Annotated in this window: 18 protein-coding genes; 5 read left to right on the top strand and 13 right to left on the bottom strand. The window is 38.5% G+C overall.

Going from position 1 to position 17211, the window contains the following annotated elements; all coding sequences use genetic code 11:
• The first annotated feature begins 32 nt into the window (after nucleotides 1-32).
• The gene (gene mltF, locus P3L37_RS06590; RefSeq protein WP_109911453.1) at nucleotides 33-1697 is read left to right on the top strand and encodes a membrane-bound lytic murein transglycosylase MltF; all 1665 of its coding nucleotides are present in this window, start codon (nucleotides 33-35) and stop codon (nucleotides 1695-1697) included.
• 40 nt (nucleotides 1698-1737) lie between these two features.
• Here mltF and tadA read toward each other — a convergent pair whose 3' ends face one another.
• Both tadA and leuE read right to left on the bottom strand, forming a co-directional pair.
• Entirely contained in the window at nucleotides 1738-2220 is a 483-nt protein-coding gene (gene tadA, locus P3L37_RS06585; protein WP_109911452.1) for a tRNA adenosine(34) deaminase TadA, read from the bottom strand.
• Nucleotides 2221-2316: 96 nt separating this feature from the next.
• On the bottom strand, nucleotides 2317-2964 hold the full coding sequence (gene leuE, locus P3L37_RS06580; RefSeq protein WP_004912773.1) for a leucine efflux protein LeuE: 648 nt from the start codon (nucleotides 2962-2964) through the stop codon (nucleotides 2317-2319).
• 230 nt (nucleotides 2965-3194) lie between these two features.
• Here leuE and P3L37_RS06575 point away from each other — a divergent pair, with 230 nt between their 5' ends.
• The 3 genes from P3L37_RS06575 (at nucleotide 3195) to P3L37_RS06565 (ending at nucleotide 5071) form a co-directional block, all read left to right on the top strand.
• On the top strand, nucleotides 3195-3587 hold the full coding sequence (locus P3L37_RS06575; RefSeq protein ID WP_109911450.1) for an XRE family transcriptional regulator: 393 nt from the start codon (nucleotides 3195-3197) through the stop codon (nucleotides 3585-3587).
• 540 nt (nucleotides 3588-4127) lie between these two features.
• Nucleotides 4128-4388 carry a YfhL family 4Fe-4S dicluster ferredoxin gene (locus P3L37_RS06570; RefSeq protein ID WP_004912777.1) on the top strand — a complete coding sequence of 87 codons (261 nt, stop codon included), beginning with the start codon at nucleotides 4128-4130 and terminating at the stop codon, nucleotides 4386-4388.
• A 236-nt stretch (nucleotides 4389-4624) separates the two neighbouring features.
• The gene (locus P3L37_RS06565) at nucleotides 4625-5071 is read left to right on the top strand and encodes a hypothetical protein (protein ID WP_004912779.1); all 447 of its coding nucleotides are present in this window, start codon (nucleotides 4625-4627) and stop codon (nucleotides 5069-5071) included.
• 246 nt (nucleotides 5072-5317) lie between these two features.
• On the opposite strand, the gene acpS is transcribed toward P3L37_RS06565, so the two are convergent.
• From acpS to rpoE, 11 genes are all read right to left on the bottom strand, one after another.
• Nucleotides 5318-5710 carry a holo-ACP synthase gene (acpS, locus tag P3L37_RS06560; protein ID WP_004912785.1) on the bottom strand — a complete coding sequence of 131 codons (393 nt, stop codon included), beginning with the start codon at nucleotides 5708-5710 and terminating at the stop codon, nucleotides 5318-5320.
• Nucleotides 5710-6441, bottom strand: a complete 732-nt coding sequence (gene pdxJ / locus P3L37_RS06555; RefSeq protein ID WP_272667340.1) for a pyridoxine 5'-phosphate synthase — start codon at nucleotides 6439-6441, stop codon at nucleotides 5710-5712. The genes acpS and pdxJ overlap by 1 nt, the downstream gene beginning before the upstream one ends.
• 295 nt (nucleotides 6442-6736) lie before the next feature.
• Complete coding sequence (gene recO, locus P3L37_RS06550; RefSeq protein ID WP_004912788.1) at nucleotides 6737-7465, bottom strand: DNA repair protein RecO; 729 nt, start codon at nucleotides 7463-7465, stop codon at nucleotides 6737-6739.
• Between the two features lie 11 nt (nucleotides 7466-7476).
• A complete protein-coding gene (era, locus tag P3L37_RS06545; RefSeq protein ID WP_004912791.1) occupies nucleotides 7477-8385 on the bottom strand; it encodes a GTPase Era in 909 nt (302 codons plus the stop codon).
• The gene (gene rnc / locus P3L37_RS06540) at nucleotides 8382-9062 is read right to left on the bottom strand and encodes a ribonuclease III (protein ID WP_004912793.1); all 681 of its coding nucleotides are present in this window, start codon (nucleotides 9060-9062) and stop codon (nucleotides 8382-8384) included. Before rnc ends, era begins: the two co-directional genes overlap by 4 nt.
• A gap of 303 nt (nucleotides 9063-9365) precedes the next feature.
• A complete protein-coding gene (lepB, locus tag P3L37_RS06535) occupies nucleotides 9366-10331 on the bottom strand; it encodes a signal peptidase I (protein ID WP_109911449.1) in 966 nt (321 codons plus the stop codon).
• A 17-nt stretch (nucleotides 10332-10348) separates the two neighbouring features.
• Nucleotides 10349-12142 (bottom strand): translation elongation factor 4, encoded by a 1794-nt coding sequence (lepA, locus tag P3L37_RS06530; RefSeq protein WP_042851876.1) that lies wholly within the window; start codon nucleotides 12140-12142, stop codon nucleotides 10349-10351.
• A 403-nt stretch (nucleotides 12143-12545) separates the two neighbouring features.
• Nucleotides 12546-13010, bottom strand: a complete 465-nt coding sequence (gene rseC, locus P3L37_RS06525; protein ID WP_110732041.1) for a SoxR-reducing system protein RseC — start codon at nucleotides 13008-13010, stop codon at nucleotides 12546-12548.
• A gap of 3 nt (nucleotides 13011-13013) precedes the next feature.
• Complete coding sequence (gene rseB, locus P3L37_RS06520; protein WP_004912804.1) at nucleotides 13014-13964, bottom strand: sigma-E factor regulatory protein RseB; 951 nt, start codon at nucleotides 13962-13964, stop codon at nucleotides 13014-13016.
• Nucleotides 13964-14587, bottom strand: a complete 624-nt coding sequence (gene rseA / locus P3L37_RS06515; RefSeq protein WP_004912807.1) for an anti-sigma-E factor RseA — start codon at nucleotides 14585-14587, stop codon at nucleotides 13964-13966. The genes rseB and rseA overlap by 1 nt, the downstream gene beginning before the upstream one ends.
• Before the next feature lie 58 nt (nucleotides 14588-14645).
• Complete coding sequence (rpoE, locus tag P3L37_RS06510; protein ID WP_004912810.1) at nucleotides 14646-15224, bottom strand: RNA polymerase sigma factor RpoE; 579 nt, start codon at nucleotides 15222-15224, stop codon at nucleotides 14646-14648.
• A gap of 384 nt (nucleotides 15225-15608) precedes the next feature.
• On the opposite strand from rpoE, the gene nadB reads away from it, so the two are divergent.
• The gene (nadB, locus tag P3L37_RS06505; RefSeq protein WP_162598828.1) at nucleotides 15609-17204 is read left to right on the top strand and encodes an L-aspartate oxidase; all 1596 of its coding nucleotides are present in this window, start codon (nucleotides 15609-15611) and stop codon (nucleotides 17202-17204) included.
• The last annotated feature ends 7 nt before the right edge of the window (nucleotides 17205-17211 follow it).

Raw genomic sequence — 17211 nt, 5'->3', positions numbered from 1 at the left:
ACAGCACCAGTCAATGCACGAGAAACTATTATTTGAATAACTTAAAAGTTAACTATTTAATTATCGTGGTCATCGCGCTACTAGCAACTATGGTCATCGGTTTTAACGTCCGCTGGCCCAATACGCAGAATTCACAAATTAATAAAATTATTTCTCAAGGTGAATTACGTATTAGTGCCGTTAGCTCGCCACTTATCTATATTGATGAGCAGAAACAGCTGCGTGGGTTCGACTACGAGCTGGCTCAAGGCTTTGCCTCATACTTAGGCGTTAAACTCAAGATAACCATCCGCCCAACATTCGAGCAAATATTTGATGACCTTGAAAATGGCGATGCCGATATCGCGGTTGCGGGTTTACTGTATAACAAAGACCGTTTAGCCAAAACAAAAACTGGTCCAAGTTATCTTAATGTCACTCAACAACTTGTCTATCGCAAAGGAACAAATCGCCCCAAAAACTTCAATGAAATAACGGGTAAATTATTGGTAACAGCGGGTACGGCGCATGCAAGTACCTTGAAGGAACTCGCCAAGGAATACCCAAACCTAAAGTGGGAAGAAACCTCAAAATACAATACCAATCAAATCCTTGAAATGGTTGCCGATGGTGAGGTTGACTACACATTAGAAGACTCTATTGCCGTTGCACTACAGCAACGTATTCACCCGCAATTAGCGGTTGCTTTTGATTTATTGGATGATCATGCTGTTACTTGGTATATGCGTCGTAGTAAAGAAAACAGTTTAGATGCTGCGTTGCTTGATTTCTTCAACATCAGCCATGAAAGCGAATTACTTGCACGTCTTAATGAAAAATATTTCAGCCATGTAGAGTCTTTCGATTATTTCGACACAATGGCATTTATTAAAGCCATTGATAATAAACTCCCCGAGTATCAACCTCTATTTGAAAAATATGCTCAGGTAATTGACTGGAAATTATTAGCGGCTATTGCATGGCAAGAGTCCCATTGGGATCCTTTAGCGACCTCACCTACGGGGGTACGCGGGCTAATGATGCTAACAAAGCCAACCGCAACAACAATGGGTATTGCAGATAGGTTAGACCCGGAAGAAAGCATAAAGGGCGGCGCCGCTTATATTGCTTATATTATGGAGCGTTTACCTGAAACCATCGAAGAGGATGACCGTATCTGGTTTGCCCTTTCCGCCTATAATATGGGGTATGGGCATATGCAGGATGTCCGTAAATTAACTGAAATGTTAGGCGGAGACCCTAACCGGTGGTTAGATGTAAAAGCCCGTTTACCTTTATTGACGCAGAAAAAATATTACTCACAACTCACTTATGGTTATGCACGTGGCCACGAAGCTTATCGTTACGTTGAGAATATTCGTCGTTATCATCAAAGTTTAGTGGGTTACTTACAAAGCCAAGAAAGAAAACAGCATGCTCTTGATATTGCCCAGAAGTCACTTATTTATTTGATTTCTCCTGAGAACCATAGCACTACTGAATCTCAAGCTATGCAAAATCAGTCCCCTATTTCTGAAAAAGTTAGTATGACGAATTTAGGGAAAATGAGTTCTGCGGCGCGGCCATCTAAAACTCTTGATGAAAAAAGGCTGCCATTAGGAAAATATTTACTTTCATTACACCCATCACAAAATACCGATGAGACCGATAATGAAACACCTATCTCGCCACCAGAAGCACCTGAAAACTCGCTATAAATCATGCTGAAATAAAATAAGTGCGCTAAATTTTACTGTGTTAGCGCTTTTGTTCTTTTTTTTGCGCTCTACGCAATTTAAAAAAAGCACTCAGCATTGAAGAACATTGCTCTTCTAGAACACCACCAGTCACATCCACATAATGGTTTAGCCCGGCTTGCCCCATAATATCTAGGTAGGAACCACAAGCGCCAGTTTTAAAATCCTTAGCACCATAAACGACACGATTAATACGGCTGTGGATCATTGCGCCTGCACACATAATGCAAGGCTCTAACGTTACATATAATGTGGTATCCAATAACCGATAATTTGACAGCACTTGCCCTGCTTGTTGCAGAGCCATAATTTCAGCATGTGCTGTTGGATTATGGTCAATAATTGAACGATTCCAGCCTGAAGCAATTAAACGATTGTCTTTAACTAAGACCGCACCAACAGGAATTTCGCCAAGATCTTGTGCTTTTAGCGCAAGTTCAATAGCTTGTTGCATCCAATACTCATCAATTTCAATTTGCGTCACTCTTACCTCTGGTCAATGCGTTTTACACGCGATTATCCTCAAATGTTAGAATGACCGCAATTAAAATGCTTTTGTCTCTGTAATAGCAACCTAATTTTAATTGCTAAAAATCGCTAATTTAGCTGCAAACCCCATAAAGAAAGCGCCTACCGTACAATTTCCAAGCTTTGCAAGGAGTTGCTTTTCACGCAAAAAACGCGCAATCAAATAGCCACTAAAAATCAATAAGCTCAGGTATAAAAAACTCACTAATTCTAAAATCGTCGCAAGTACAAGGTAAGGTACCCATGCATGTGAGTAATTAAAGTCAACAAATTGTATAAAGAAAGAAATATAAAATAAAATTGCTTTCGGGTTTGTTAAGCTCAGCACTAGAGCGCGAGTAAAGTGTTTTTCTGTTTTAATTGGGATAGCATCAATACCGTTTGGCTGCGATTTTTTATACATAAATGTGCTATATAAAATCTTACCGCCTAAATATAGTAGATAAGCCGCACCTAAATAGCGAACTATCATAAATAATGTCGGGGATGCTTTAATCACTGAAGCGACACCGATAAATGACAGGAAAATTAATATTGCATCTCCAGTAAATACCCCTAGAGCAGCCCGATAACCAAACCGAGTGCCACTCGATGTACTTGTTTTTAATACATATAATGAGTTAGGTCCTGGTACAATAATGATTAAAACTAACCCTGCCAAATAAGTCCAGAAGTTAAGAACGCCAAGATTTTCGAACATATTTTTGACCCTTTATCTTTTTTATTATTTTTATCATAACTTTCACTCTTTGTGAATATTTATTCAATTAATTAGATATATGAAATGAACTGATAATAAAGATTATTTTAAATCAAACTTATTTATGATTACTAGGCTTATTCATTATTAACAACGGAAGCAATAAATATATGCTTATTATTAGAACATTAGTATAAAATGGAGCATTCGAAGATTTCTATCCAACAAAGATGACCTTTAGTGCAGCTAAACGTAATTATTTTTTAGGGCACTCAAAAGATAAAACTTACGTTGTATACTCTATGGCAGATAATGGTAAAGTTGACCCAAATGCACCAGTACAAAAAGGAAAACTGAGGTCCTACCTTAGTAACATTCAAGCATTCTATGATTCAGCAAAAAATAAACAATATTTATATGGTTATAATTTAAATGAAAAAATTGTCGAATTGTACCAAATAGATGATAAAGCAGGTATACAGCCGATCTATGTTGATAACTTCAACGTTGGAGATACAATTCAATCAGCAACGCTTTATATCGCTAATGGTCTTATTCATATATATAGCCAAGCAGAAAAAGATAAAAACTGGAAAATTCATAGCTATTCGATAGAAGAATAATAACATCGCATTATATTTAAGTTAAAATTCAAAATAAATAAGGGTCAAATACAAGACCCTTATTGACAATAATTAAACATACTTCCCATAATACCCGAAAAAGAATTTTTTATCATTAATTAATAAAAAACATCTTAATATTAAAACTTTTCAGTTAAAAACAGTTTCCTTTTCAAACTTTTTAAATCATAACTTTCCTATTAAAAATATAATCCAGTTTTAATTAATACTAAACCCATAACCAAACAGCAATAAAAAAATATTAGTAAAACCAAATAACTCACTTACATTCCATTAACCAAACCATTTTGATTTGAATATTCCTATTTTTCAGGGAAAAATAGCCATTCTGCATAACAATGGACTTTAAAAAACTTACATTTAAATAATATGAAAAATAAGTATTGTAATTTAGTATTACTTTTTCAAGCTTTTCAATGTAAAATGGTTGCACAAAAACACAAGAATTGAATAGAAGTAACGAATAGGTGCAAGGTATAAGTTACTATTTTTTAACTTAGTCGAGTATAAGTCACTGATATGTCTTTATTAATTACAAAACGCTGTATCAATTGTGATATGTGTGAACCTGAATGCCCAAATGATGCAATTTTTATGGGTGACGAAATTTATGAGATTGACTCAAACCTATGCACTGAATGTGTAGGGCACTACGATAAGCCTACCTGCCAATCAGTATGTCCCATAAACAATACTATCATTATTGATCCCAATCATATCGAAAGCCAAGATCAGCTATGGGATAAATTTGTTATGATCCACCACGCAGACAAAATTTAAACCTCTATGATTACTTTAAGAATTCATCATTATAAAAAATAAACATAATAATATTTAGTAGTAGCTTACTTCCTATGATGAATTCTTATCAGTTTAAGCTTATATAAGTTTTCGCTTATACAATTTATTACCAAAGATTAATAAACATTATATTCTGATAATATTTATTACTATTACAATAAATATTTTCTGATACATTAACCCCTCGCATTTACCAATTTTCAAAGAGGGATATTATGACCAAATCAAGTGAAAGCGTTCAAAAAAGTAAATTTAATAATTATTACAGCACAAGTTTAGTTTATACTGTAAAAGACTATAATTACTTTATTGGTATAGCTAAGAACAAGTCTTTTGTTATTTATGAAATAACAAAAGATGGAAAAATAGATCTTAAAAATTTTGTACAAGATGGAGTGTTAGATACTTTCCATGATGACCTCCAAGTTGTTTATGAACCAAATCAAAACAAACAATTCCTTATATGTACAAACACCACTGAGTCTAAATTAGATATATTTACTATTTATGCAAATGGTTCTATAAAACTATTTGACTCTCTTGACTATAAAAGAAACTCTAAACAAGGAACAGCAATTTATGCTGAAAATGGATTTTTCTTCTTTTATGAACAATCTCAGCGAACTTTAGAGTGGGAAATTAGAAAATTTGTAAGAGAATAATATAATTTCACCATGGAAAATAGTTTTTAATTAAACTAATTACAAAGCGATGTATTATTAGCCAGTCAATTCTTTATTAACTGATTGAATGGCCATTTTATTTCATAGCGTTAACCATAGATATTTAACTTAAAATAAGTATTGTATTCTATTTTCAGATAATATATCTTTTATTTTAATAGGTTATTTATTGGCTAATCAAGCAAGCAATAAATAACCTATATTTTTCTACTACTTAGAAAGACTTTAATTCTTCATAGTACTTTCAATTATCACAGTAGCTACCGCATAATGCCGCTCATCGGTAATCGAAACATGAAAGTGTGTTGCATGTATGCAGTTAGCCAACGTTAATGCCTCATCACTTAAGCTCAATAAGGGTTTCCCAAGCTTGTCATTAGTGACTTCAAATTGATTAAACGCTAGACCATTGCGAATTCCCGTACCTAGTGCTTTTGCTGCAGCTTCTTTAACTGCAAAGCGTTTTGCTAAAAAGCGAGCTGGCTTTGATTGTTGTTGGTACTGGACTAACTCAGCCTCCGTTAAAATGCGTTTAGCAAGGCTGTCACCTGTACGTTCAATCATAGACTCAATACGAGCAATTTCCACAATATCTGTACCTAACCCTACAATTGCCATTATTTACGCGCTTCCAACAGAATTTTTTTCATATCAGCAACGGCTTGAGCTAACCCACTGAACAATGCTCGGCCAATAATTGCATGACCAATATTAAGCTCATAAATTTCAGGTAACTGAGCAATACGTTGAACGTTATGATAGGTTAAGCCATGACCTGCATTGACTTTAATTCCTTTACTCGCCGCATATATAACGCCATCATGAATACGGCGAAACTCAAGTTCTTGCTCCTGTTCTGTTTTAGCATCTGCATAGGCTCCTGTATGGATTTCAATAAACGGAGCACCACACTCTTGCGCAGCATCAATTTGTGCGTGGTCTGCATCAATAAACAATGAAACTAAAATACCCGCTTCTGTGAGGCGTTTAACAGCATCTGCAACTTTCTGTTTTTGCCCTGCGACATCTAAACCGCCTTCCGTGGTCACTTCCTCCCGTTTTTCAGGTACTAAACAGCAGAATGCAGGCTTAACACGACAAGCAATCTCTACCATTTCGTCCGTTACCGCCATTTCAAGATTCATTCGAGTTTGAATGGTTTCATTTAGCAATGTGACATCTCTATCTGTAATATGACGGCGGTCTTCACGTAAATGAATGGTGATACCATCAGCTCCCGCTTGTTCAGCAACGAACGCAGCTTGTACAGGATCTGGATATTGAGTTCCTCTTGCATTTCTAACCGTTGCAATATGGTCGATATTTACGCCTAACAAAAGCTCTGCCATTTTTTATTCCTCATTAGTAAACGCTAATAAACTTATCTGCCTACTATCCTACTGTAATTTCCTGTGCTGAGGGAATAAATCTCTCATCATTCGAAGTAAATTCCAATATACATACCCTATTTCAGTCGTTGTATTTAATTTTTGCGAAGCGCTTCGTAAGATTTTATATCGACAAAAAAATATATTGTTTGATAAAGCCAGTTCAGCTAAAAAGATACATGAGAAAGGGATATATAGAGGTATTAGGGGTATTAGCGGTATAACAAACTAGGTAAAAATAAAATTAAAAACAATTTCAACTCTGTTTGTTCTGCACAACTGGCGAATAAGTAAACTGGCGAAATAACTCTCGGCTTTTTAAAGGTTTTCCACCTAAATAAGGCTTTAAAGCAAGTCGAGTAAAACGTTTTGCTGCTTTAAGCGTATCTGCATCAGGAAATTCGCGACTTGCCAGTGCTTTAAGTTGTTTACCCGTGAAACTAAGCTGGTCAACAACCAAACTACCAATAAATCCTTTTTCTTCTCTATACCGGTAAGTCATTGTGTCAGAAACGGGCTCCCCGCTACCAGCACAATGTAAAAAATCAACACCATAACCAAGGTAAGAAAGCAAGGCTAGCTCAAAGCGACGCAAGGCAAATTCAGGAGTGTGCTCACTCGCAGCAAGAATTTGTAAACAGGAGAGATAATCAAAAAATAGTGCAGAATATGGTGTACCAAATTCTAATACACGCGCGGTTAATTCATTAAGATATAAACCGCTATATAGAACGGTTCCTGTTAAAGGGAGGGCTAAAGAAACCGGGTCTGCACTAATTAAGGTTTTGATTTCACCTTTGCCTCCCCAGCGGATTAGCAAAGGTGTGAAGGGCTGTAAGCAGCCCCTTAATGGTGAGCGATTACGGCGAGCGCCTTTTGCAAGTAAACGTATTTTTCCTTCGCCTTCAGTAAAAAAATCGAGTAATAAACTCGTCTCACTGTAAGGCCTTGAATGGAGTACAAACGCACGCTGCCAACCACTCACTTTGCCACCTACTATTTTAGGTCGTCAACATAACCCAGGCTACGTAATGCTCTTTCGTCATCAGCCCAGCCTGATTTAACTTTAACCCAAAGCTCAAGGTGCACCTTGTTATCAAACATTCTTTCCATATCGATACGCGCTTCGGTACCGATGGTTTTCAGTTTGCTACCTTTGTTACCAATAACCATTTTCTTTTGGCCTTCACGCTCAACAAGAATCAAGCCATTGATATGGTAAATACCCGCTTCTGTTACCTTAAATTGTTCAATTTCAACCGTCACCGAATATGGTAGCTCATCACCTAAGAAACGCATGAGCTTTTCACGGATAATCTCAGATGCCATAAAACGCTGAGAACGGTCAGTAATGTAATCTTCCGGAAAATGGTGTACTGCTTCAGGGATATGCTGTTTAACAATTTTAGCAATTGTATCCACACCAGTACCTTTTTCAGCACTAATCGGAACAACATCTAAAAAATTCATTTTCTGACTGATCATACTAATATGAGGCAATAGTATCGTTTTATCAGTCACATTATCAATTTTGTTAATTGCTAATATAACAGGGCAACGTAAGCTAGATAATTTAGTCAATACCATTTCATCATCAGCGGTCCAATTAGTCCCTTCAACGACAAAAATAACTAACTCAACATCACCAATTGAACTGGATGCAGCCCGGTTCATTAAACGGTTAATTGCACGTTTTTCTTCAATATGAAGTCCTGGGGTATCAACATAAATAATTTGGTAATTATCTTCTGTATGGATCCCCATAATACGATGGCGAGTCGTCTGTGGCTTTCTCGAAGTAATCGAAACTTTTTGCCCCAGTAATTGATTCAATAATGTCGATTTACCGACATTTGGCCGTCCAACTATGGCAACAAAACCACAGTGGGATTGTAATTCACTCATTCAAGCTCCAAAATTTTCAATGCTTGCTCTGCTGCTGCTTGCTCTGCTTTACGACGGCTTGAGCCAACACCATTAATCGGTTGGTCAATACCACTAACTTGGCAGTGGATCGTAAATTCTTGATCGTGAGCTTCACCTTTAACCTGAACAACCAAATAATTAGGTAGTGGTAAATGGCGCCCTTGCAGATATTCTTGTAACCTTGTTTTCGGGTCTTTTTGCTTATCACCCGGACTGATCTCAACCAGTCTACTTTGATACCAATCTAAAATAATTCTTTCGATCGTTTGGATATCACTATCTAAAAAAATACCACCGATCAGTGCTTCAACAGTATCAGCAAGGATAGATTCGCGACGAAAACCACCGCTTTTTAATTCCCCCGGCCCTAAACGTAAACACTCACCGAGTTCAAATTCACGTGCGATTTCTGCTAATGTATTTCCGCGTACAAGCGTTGCTCGCATACGACTCATATCACCCTCGTCCACTTTTGGAAAGCGGTGGTATAAGTCATTTGCAATCACAAAACTCAAAATTGAGTCACCTAAAAACTCTAGACGCTCATTATGTTTGCTACTTGCACTTCTATGTGTCAATGCTTGGATTAATAACTCGTTCTGTTTGAATTGATAACCAAGCTTACGCTGTAATTTTTCTAATAAAGAGGGGTTCATGTGCGCCCAACCATTTTTTATTTGATAAAAAAGCACACGCAACAGACCTGTAAAATTCACCATTTTACAAAACTGTTGCGTTTGCACTGACTCCTTATGCTTCCATATATTTTACAGCTCAGTGGAACTAATTATAAAAATTCATTAGTTACAATAAGTTAAAATAGGAGAGTTAATAATTGGGGAGCCAATAATATTAATTAATCTATATTGTACACTGGGTAAAACAATAATGCTTCGGTTAATGCGGATTTTCAAATGAAAACCCGCATTTCCAACATTTGGCTAGACCCACTATTCAAATTATAGTGGACCAATTCGGCTAAAGCGAATACCTGTCGGCCATTCATTTTCTTGTTTATCAAGACTTAACCAAATAAATACTGCACGACCGACTAAATTTTCTTCTGGTACAAAGCCCCACATACGACTGTCAGAGCTATTATCTCTGTTGTCACCCATCATAAAGTAGTGCTTTTCAGGAACAATCCATTCGTTCTTCGGCATACCTGGTTGCAGATATTTAGCTTCAGTAATTGCTTGACGAATAATTAAAATTTGATGCTCAACCGTATCCAATTTTTCACTACGCTCATACTGGCGTAACGCATTCCTTGGTAGAGGTTGGTCTAATGGAATTTCATAATTCCCCTTTTGGTTATCAACAACAGAACCGATATCAAGGAACATGGTCCATTCACTCGGCGCCAGAGGACCATAAACAATAGGTAAGGTCTCTGTACATTTGTTATCTGCACAATTCGGGTAAATTGTTAATTCCTTTGCATCTGGGTTATAAATAATTTTATCACCCGGCATTCCAATAACTCGTTTTACAAAATCAACATTAGGATCTCTTGGGTATTTAAAAACTGCGATATCGCCACGTTTCGGTTTACCCGTTTCGATTAACGTCGTTTGTGTAATTGGGTCTTTTAAACCATAAGCAAATTTCTCAACCAACATAAAATCACCAACTAACAACGTTGGCATCATTGACCCTGAAGGTATTTGAAATGGCTCATAAATAAATGAACGCACAATCAGTACAATCGCCAACACAGGGAAAATAGACGCCCCTGTTTCAAGCCACGATGGGCGGCGGACAGCATTTGCCACATCCGCTTCACTCACGGCGCCATTCGTTGCATCCTGTAACTGCTTGAGTTTTGCTTTACGCGCAGGTGCAAATTTAAACTTGTCTAAACACCATATAATCCCTGTGATTAATGTTGCCAGTGTTAGGATCAAGGCAAAGGTGTTAGCCATTGAGGCTCCTTGTAAACTTAGTCTTTACCAACATGCAATATAGCAAGAAACGCTTCTTGTGGTAGCTCAACGTTACCAACTTGCTTCATACGTTTCTTACCATCCTTTTGCTTCTGCAACAGTTTTTTCTTACGGCTAACGTCACCACCATAACACTTGGCAAGTACGTTTTTACGCAATTGTTTAACTGTAGAACGAGCAATAATATGGTTACCAATCGCTGCTTGAATCGCAATATCGAACTGCTGACGCGGGATTAGCTCTTTCATTTTTTCGACCAGTTCACGACCGCGATATTGAGAATTCGCACGGTGTGTGATCAAGGCCAAAGCATCAACACGTTCATTATTAATAAGAACATCGACACGCACCATATCTGATGCTTGGAAGCGTTTAAATGCATAATCTAAAGATGCATAGCCGCGAGACGTTGATTTTAAGCGATCGAAGAAATCCAATACTACTTCTGCCATTGGGATTTCATAAGTCAGCGATACTTGATTACCATGATAGACCATATTGGTCTGAACGCCACGTTTCTCAATACAAAGTGTAATAACGTTACCCAAATATTCTTTAGGCATCAGCATGTGACACTCTGCGATTGGTTCACGTAATTCTTCAATATTGTTCAATGCCGGTAGCTTAGATGGGCTATCGACATACACGATATCACCGTTAGTTTGCTGCACTTCATACACGACAGTCGGTGCAGTGGTAATCAAATCAAGATCATATTCACGTTCTAAACGTTCTTGAATGATTTCCATATGCAATAAACCAAGGAAACCACAACGGAAGCCGAAGCCTAACGCAGTCGAAGTTTCTGGTTCATAAAATAAAGATGCGTCATTTAGACTTAATTTACCTAATGCATCACGGAATGATTCATAGTCATCAGAACTGACGGGGAATAAGCCTGCATATACCTGTGGTTTAACTTTTTTAAACCCTGGTAACGCTTTATCTGCCGGGTTGCGAGCCCCAGTTAATGTATCCCCAACTGGGGCGCCAGTGATATCTTTAATCGCACAAACTAACCAGCCCACTTCACCGCAACTTAATACATCGCGGTCGATTTGCTTCGGTGTGAAAATCCCAAGGCGGTCTGCGTTATACACTTGCCCTGTGCTCATAACTTTAATTTTATCGCCTTTTCTCAATGTTCCGCTCTTAATACGGATCAAAGAAACCACGCCTAAATAGTTATCAAACCAAGAGTCAATAATCAGTGCTTGTAACGGAGCATCTGCATCACCAACAGGTGGTGGAATCTCTTTAACAAGACGTTCAATCACATCTTGAACACCAATACCGGTTTTTGCGGAGCAGCGAACTGCATCATGTGCGTCAAGGCCGACAATATCTTCGATTTCATCGGCAACACGTTCAGGATCAGCAGCTGGTAAATCAATTTTATTTAAGACCGGAACAACTTCTAAGTCCATCTCGATAGCGGTATAGCAATTTGCCAAAGTTTGAGCTTCAACACCTTGCCCTGCATCAACCACCAGCAAAGCCCCCTCACAGGCAGCTAATGAACGAGACACTTCATAAGAGAAGTCAACATGACCCGGTGTGTCAATGAAGTTTAATTGGTAAGTTTCACCATCTGAAGCTTTATAATCAAGCGTTACGCTCTGTGCTTTAATAGTGATCCCACGCTCACGCTCTAAGTCCATCGAGTCTAAAACTTGTGCCGCCATTTCGCGGTCGGTTAAGCCACCACAAATTTGAATGATGCGATCTGACAAGGTCGACTTGCCATGGTCGATATGTGCAATGATGGAAAAGTTTCTTATATTATTGATTTTCAAGGTAATATCTTCTTTTAAATTGCCTTACAAAATCAGCTTTGTGCAAATATTGCAACAAAACTAAAATGCTATGATTATCACAAGATTGTTAATTAGCTGCATTTTACATATAAGAACCCGCTAACACAAAGATTCAATGTAAAACAACTGTAAACCTGCATCAGGTTATAGATTAGTTGCCGTAATTCATCATTAATACAACTCACGCCTACCACTTCTATAGCCATAGTCAATCTATTGTAATTTCTAACTCAAAACAGACAAAATAGGTTAATAACTTTGTTCGCCATAATACTATTTGTTTGTTAATTAACTCTAATCCACAAAAAGGGGAAACTTAAGTTTCCCCTTTCTATTGATAATATCAAATTAACCTTCTAACTCAATATATTGAAATTTAGCAATTAACTTGTACTGAAAGCTCACTTGGAGGTAGCCCTATCTGTAAAATAACAGGTTGAAAAGCTTCATCATCACGCCAATTTGAGGCTAGTCTACGCGCAATATAAAAGCCAATAATACCACCAATTACACCTGAAATCGCTATCCAGAACTGCTCAAAATCAAACGCCTGTGCTAAGCTTGCAAAAATAAATAACCCCAAAATAGGCGTTAAGTAAACTAATAGCGCTGAACGGATCAAACTTCCCTCCGGGATGCCCACTTCAATTTTTTGCCCTTCAACTAGCGGTTGTTCAATCGCAATTTCTAATTCATGTTCCGTATTTGGCCCTATTTTGCTTAAAGCATAAGAACCACAGGTTTTACGAGCACCACAACTACCACAGCCGGACGAAGAACCATAGCGCAATAAAGCTCTACCGTTTTGCCAACGGACTACTGTTGCCCACTCTTTTACCATAATTTACTCCCGAAACTGAATACTACCGGCTACCACTTGCGCTGTTGCTAACGGTAATTCACCAATGATAGTGATAACATTTTGCTTTTGCGTCATTGTGTAAATAGTACGACGCCCATTTTGAAGCGGTTGATCAAGTAACGGGCCTTTAGTCGATTTTGTCACGTTTACAGAAAAGGTAAATAAACCATCACTAAACATTGCGGTTTCTACTACGTCGTCTTCAGCTAATTTTCGCGAAGAACGAGATATTTCTTCAAAACCAGGAGGTAACATGCCAACTTGCCATTTAAAAGAAGGATTTCCATTTTTAGGGGAAATCAATAATGGTGGCATATTTACCTTACTTAATGCGAGTAATGAGTCTTTCACTGTTTGGCTATCTAGCACCGTCGAGATCACACGAAATTGTTCTAATGTTTGGCTATTATTATCAAGAAGGTCGATACGTAATGGCAATTTCGTTTCTTCATCGATTAATACTACATAGTTAAACCGAGAGTTGTCTTTCGATATTATGCGAATCACTAACGCAGGCCTATCACCAATATGGGTACGTCCCGCATCAATAAAATTATAATAAGGTTTAATTTGCTGATAATTGGCAAAAACTACTGATGGCAAATTATCAACTATATATTTGCCATTTAAGCTAAATGCATCAAAACCTGGTTCAAAATAACTAATACTATTACCTTTTTGAACAATTTCACGACGCGATGAGTCCATTTGGATCATTTGTGAAACAGGTTCACCATTAATGATTGCATGGCGATAACGTACAGGCGTTATTGATTGCGGGCTAAATGTCATATAAGACATTTCGTAAGAAAGGTTCTGGGCAGCATTCCCCATTTCTTTAAAAAGAACATCGGCATCTATTTCAGATGCCGAAGCTTGATTAGAAATAATCAGGCTGCCCGTCAGGCAGATGACGGATAACCATTTATTCATTATTGCAATTTAACTCCTGCTGAAGACGCAGGTTGTGCAGACTCTTGATATTGCTGGTTGAGCATCGAGCGTCTTTCAATTTCATACTGTTGTAGCATCGCATTAATGCGTTGATTTTGTTGTTCAACTTGTTGAAGTTGCTGCTCATTACCAAATAATTGGTTATCTGAGATATTCAAGCTAACTGGTGCCCCGCTGCCGACAGGAATGGTATTGAACATTGGCTCATCAACCGGTGAGTCAACCGCATTACTTTGGTTGTATTGTTGAACGCCAACAATTACAGCCAAAGACACACAGGCTGCAACACCAATTTGAGTTAACTGGCTCGCCCAAGGACGAATTTTGCCCCAGAATGGGAAAGCCCCCCAAGTCGCAGGCTCTGGCTGCGATTCGACAACTACCTGAGGATTAATACGCACAGCTTCATTCTCTAATGCTGCCGCAACTTTACTTGCAATATCAAAATGCATGACTTCACTAGTATCGTTACGTAGAGTATCACGAATAAGATGATAGCTCTCCCAACGTTGTTTTAACGTTGAATCACGTGAAATAGCGCTGACCAGTTCTAAGTCTAGTACTTCGCCATCCATCATTGCGGAAAGTTTCTCTCTTTGCATGCCCAATTACCTTCAGTTAATTGCATCACAATTATGTTTAATTGACTGATTTAACATACTAATACTGTTGAATCAGTGGCTGAACTTTATTATCAATCGCTTCCCTTGCCCTAAAAATACGAGAACGTACGGTGCCGACTGGGCAATCCATTATTTCTGCGATTTCTTCATAGCTCAAACCATCTAACTCGCGGAGCGTAATTGCCATTCTAAGATCTTCAGGCAGCGATTCGATGGTCCGGAAAACAACTTTCTTTAATTCATCAGACAACATTAAGTTCTCTGGGTTCGAAATTTCTTTTAAGGCACTCGCGGTTTCAAAGTTTTCTGCATCACTCGCTTCCAAGTCCGACGCAGGTGGGCGCCTATCTTGGGCAACTAAATAATTTTTAGCTGTATTTACCGCAATCCGATAAAGCCAAGTATAAAATGCGCTGTCACCACGAAACGAACCAATGGCGCGATAAGCTTTTATAAATGACTCCTGCGCAACGTCAGGCACATCTGCTTGCGGTACATAGCGAGATACTAAGCTCGCGACTTTATGCTGATATTTTATCACCAATAAGTTGAAAGCTTGTTGATCGCCTTTTTGTACCTTTTCAACCAAAATCTGGTCGGTCAATTGCTCGCTCATTCCAGGAAGTATCTCCCGAATTCAGGCCGATAATATGTTAACTTGATCATGTTCTCCCTTCCTAAAGCAAGCACTACTTTGAGTAGTAGAACTCGTTGAAGTTCAATTTAATCTAAAAAAATAGTCAAAAATTTACAAAACTGATGAAAAAATTACTTGGTTGATCTTAAAGATCCTTATTAAAACAACTAACTACAAGATCCAGAAGACAGCATACAGATTTTAGGCACGAATGCGATAGCTATCACACTAAAACCATTTGAATACGTAAATAGCGCTAGGTCAATATACTGTACCTTAACAGCCATCCACTCATAGCAATAGGACACTCGATAGGCTAACATAAAAAACTCAATACATACTATTATATACATGCAAACACTTATGAACGAATCCACACAGCATTACACTGATATTTTAATCATTGGGAGTGGTGTCGCAGGACTTTCAGCTGCCTTGCGGCTCGCCCCCTTTCATCAAGTGACCATTCTTAGTAAAAGCAGCCTTAGCGAAGGAGCATCTTATTACGCACAAGGCGGTATTGCTGCAGTTTTTGATGACACTGACAGCATCGAATCTCATGTAGAAGATACACTAATTGCTGGTGCAGGTATCTGCCAGAAAGAAGCTGTTGAGTTTATTGCCTCCAATGCAAAACAATGCGTTCAATGGCTTATCGACCAAGGTGTTTTATTCGATACAGAGATTACCGAGAACGGCGAAACACAGTATCATTTGACCCGTGAAGGCGGCCATAGCCATCGACGAATTCTCCATCATGCTGATGCGACAGGAAAAGAAGTTGAAACCACGTTAGTCGACCTCGCTTTTGCTCACCCAAACATTCATATTAAAGAACGCTATAATGCCGTCGACCTAATCCTTTCTAGCACAGCTGAATCACCGCGAATTTTAGGTGCTTACGTTTGGAACCGCCAAAAAGAACAAGTTGAAACTATTCGAGCGAAAACGATTGTTCTGGCTACGGGCGGCGCGGCCAAAGTTTATCAATATACCACGAATCCAGATATTTCTTCTGGTGATGGGATTGCAATGGCATGGCGAGCTGGCTGCCGTGTTGCTAACCTTGAGTTTAATCAATTTCACCCAACTTGTTTATTTCATCCACAAGCACGTAATTTTTTATTAACTGAGGCATTACGTGGTGAGGGGGCTTACCTCAAGCGCCCTGATGGTAGCCGGTTTATGCCAGATCACGACGATCGTGGTGAACTTGCCCCTCGCGATGTTGTTGCACGTGCTATTGACCATGAAATGAAACGCCTTGGTGCTGATTGCATGTATTTGGACATTAGCCATAAGCCTAGCGATTTCGTTAAAAACCATTTCCCGACTATTTATGCGAAATTGATGACTTTAGGGTTAGACCTCACTCAAGAGCCCATCCCTATCGTCCCAGCGGCCCATTACACATGCGGTGGTGTAATTGTCGATGAAACGGGTATGACTGATATCACGAATCTCTATGCAATTGGCGAAGTGAGCTACACCGGCTTACATGGTGCAAACCGTATGGCATCCAATTCGCTATTAGAATGCTTGGTATACGGCTGGGCGGCGGCTGAAAACATTAATAAAACGATCAAACAGATCGATGATATTCCCTATTTATCTGAGTGGGATGAAAGCCGAGTACATAACTCAGATGAACAGGTGGTTATTCAACATAATTGGCATGAATTACGTCTATTTATGTGGGACTACATGGGGATCGTCAGAACGACTAAACGCCTTGAACGTGCATTACGCCGCATCCATTTACTTCAACAAGAGATTCACGATTATTACGCCAACTTTCGTATCTCAAATAATTTATTGGAACTACGAAACCTAGTTCAAGTTGCTGAATTAATGGTTCGTTGTGCATTAGAACGCAAAGAAAGCCGGGGATTACATTACACCTTAGATTACCCAGAACCACTTCCTAATTCAGGCCCCACTATTTTACAACCTGAATAACGTGAGC

The organism is Providencia sp. PROV114, from assembly GCF_032704305.1.
GTDB classification, from domain to species: Bacteria; Pseudomonadota; Gammaproteobacteria; order Enterobacterales; family Enterobacteriaceae; genus Providencia; species Providencia rettgeri.
This window is presented reverse-complemented; position numbering and strand designations above follow the sequence as displayed.

Bases quoted from the DNA above. Each gene is read 5' to 3' on its own strand.
- P3L37_RS06575 (WP_109911450.1), top strand. From the start codon at position 3,195: ATGACCTTTAGTGCAGCTAAACGTAATTATTTTTTAGGGCACTCAAAA.
- rnc (WP_004912793.1), bottom strand. From the start codon at position 9,062: ATGAACCCCTCTTTATTAGAAAAATTACAGCGTAAGCTTGGTTATCAA.
- pdxJ (WP_272667340.1), bottom strand. From the start codon at position 6,441: ATGGCAGAGCTTTTGTTAGGCGTAAATATCGACCATATTGCAACGGTT.
- rseB (WP_004912804.1), bottom strand. From the start codon at position 13,964: ATGAATAAATGGTTATCCGTCATCTGCCTGACGGGCAGCCTGATTATT.
- rseC (WP_110732041.1), bottom strand. From the start codon at position 13,010: ATGGTAAAAGAGTGGGCAACAGTAGTCCGTTGGCAAAACGGTAGAGCT.
- leuE (WP_004912773.1), bottom strand. From the start codon at position 2,964: ATGTTCGAAAATCTTGGCGTTCTTAACTTCTGGACTTATTTGGCAGGG.
- P3L37_RS06565 (WP_004912779.1), top strand. From the start codon at position 4,625: ATGACCAAATCAAGTGAAAGCGTTCAAAAAAGTAAATTTAATAATTAT.
- rpoE (WP_004912810.1), bottom strand. From the start codon at position 15,224: ATGAGCGAGCAATTGACCGACCAGATTTTGGTTGAAAAGGTACAAAAA.
- nadB (WP_162598828.1), top strand. From the start codon at position 15,609: ATGAACGAATCCACACAGCATTACACTGATATTTTAATCATTGGGAGT.
- P3L37_RS06570 (WP_004912777.1), top strand. From the start codon at position 4,128: ATGTCTTTATTAATTACAAAACGCTGTATCAATTGTGATATGTGTGAA.
- acpS (WP_004912785.1), bottom strand. From the start codon at position 5,710: ATGGCAATTGTAGGGTTAGGTACAGATATTGTGGAAATTGCTCGTATT.
- rseA (WP_004912807.1), bottom strand. From the start codon at position 14,587: ATGCAAAGAGAGAAACTTTCCGCAATGATGGATGGCGAAGTACTAGAC.
- era (WP_004912791.1), bottom strand. From the start codon at position 8,385: ATGAGTGAATTACAATCCCACTGTGGTTTTGTTGCCATAGTTGGACGG.
- lepB (WP_109911449.1), bottom strand. From the start codon at position 10,331: ATGGCTAACACCTTTGCCTTGATCCTAACACTGGCAACATTAATCACA.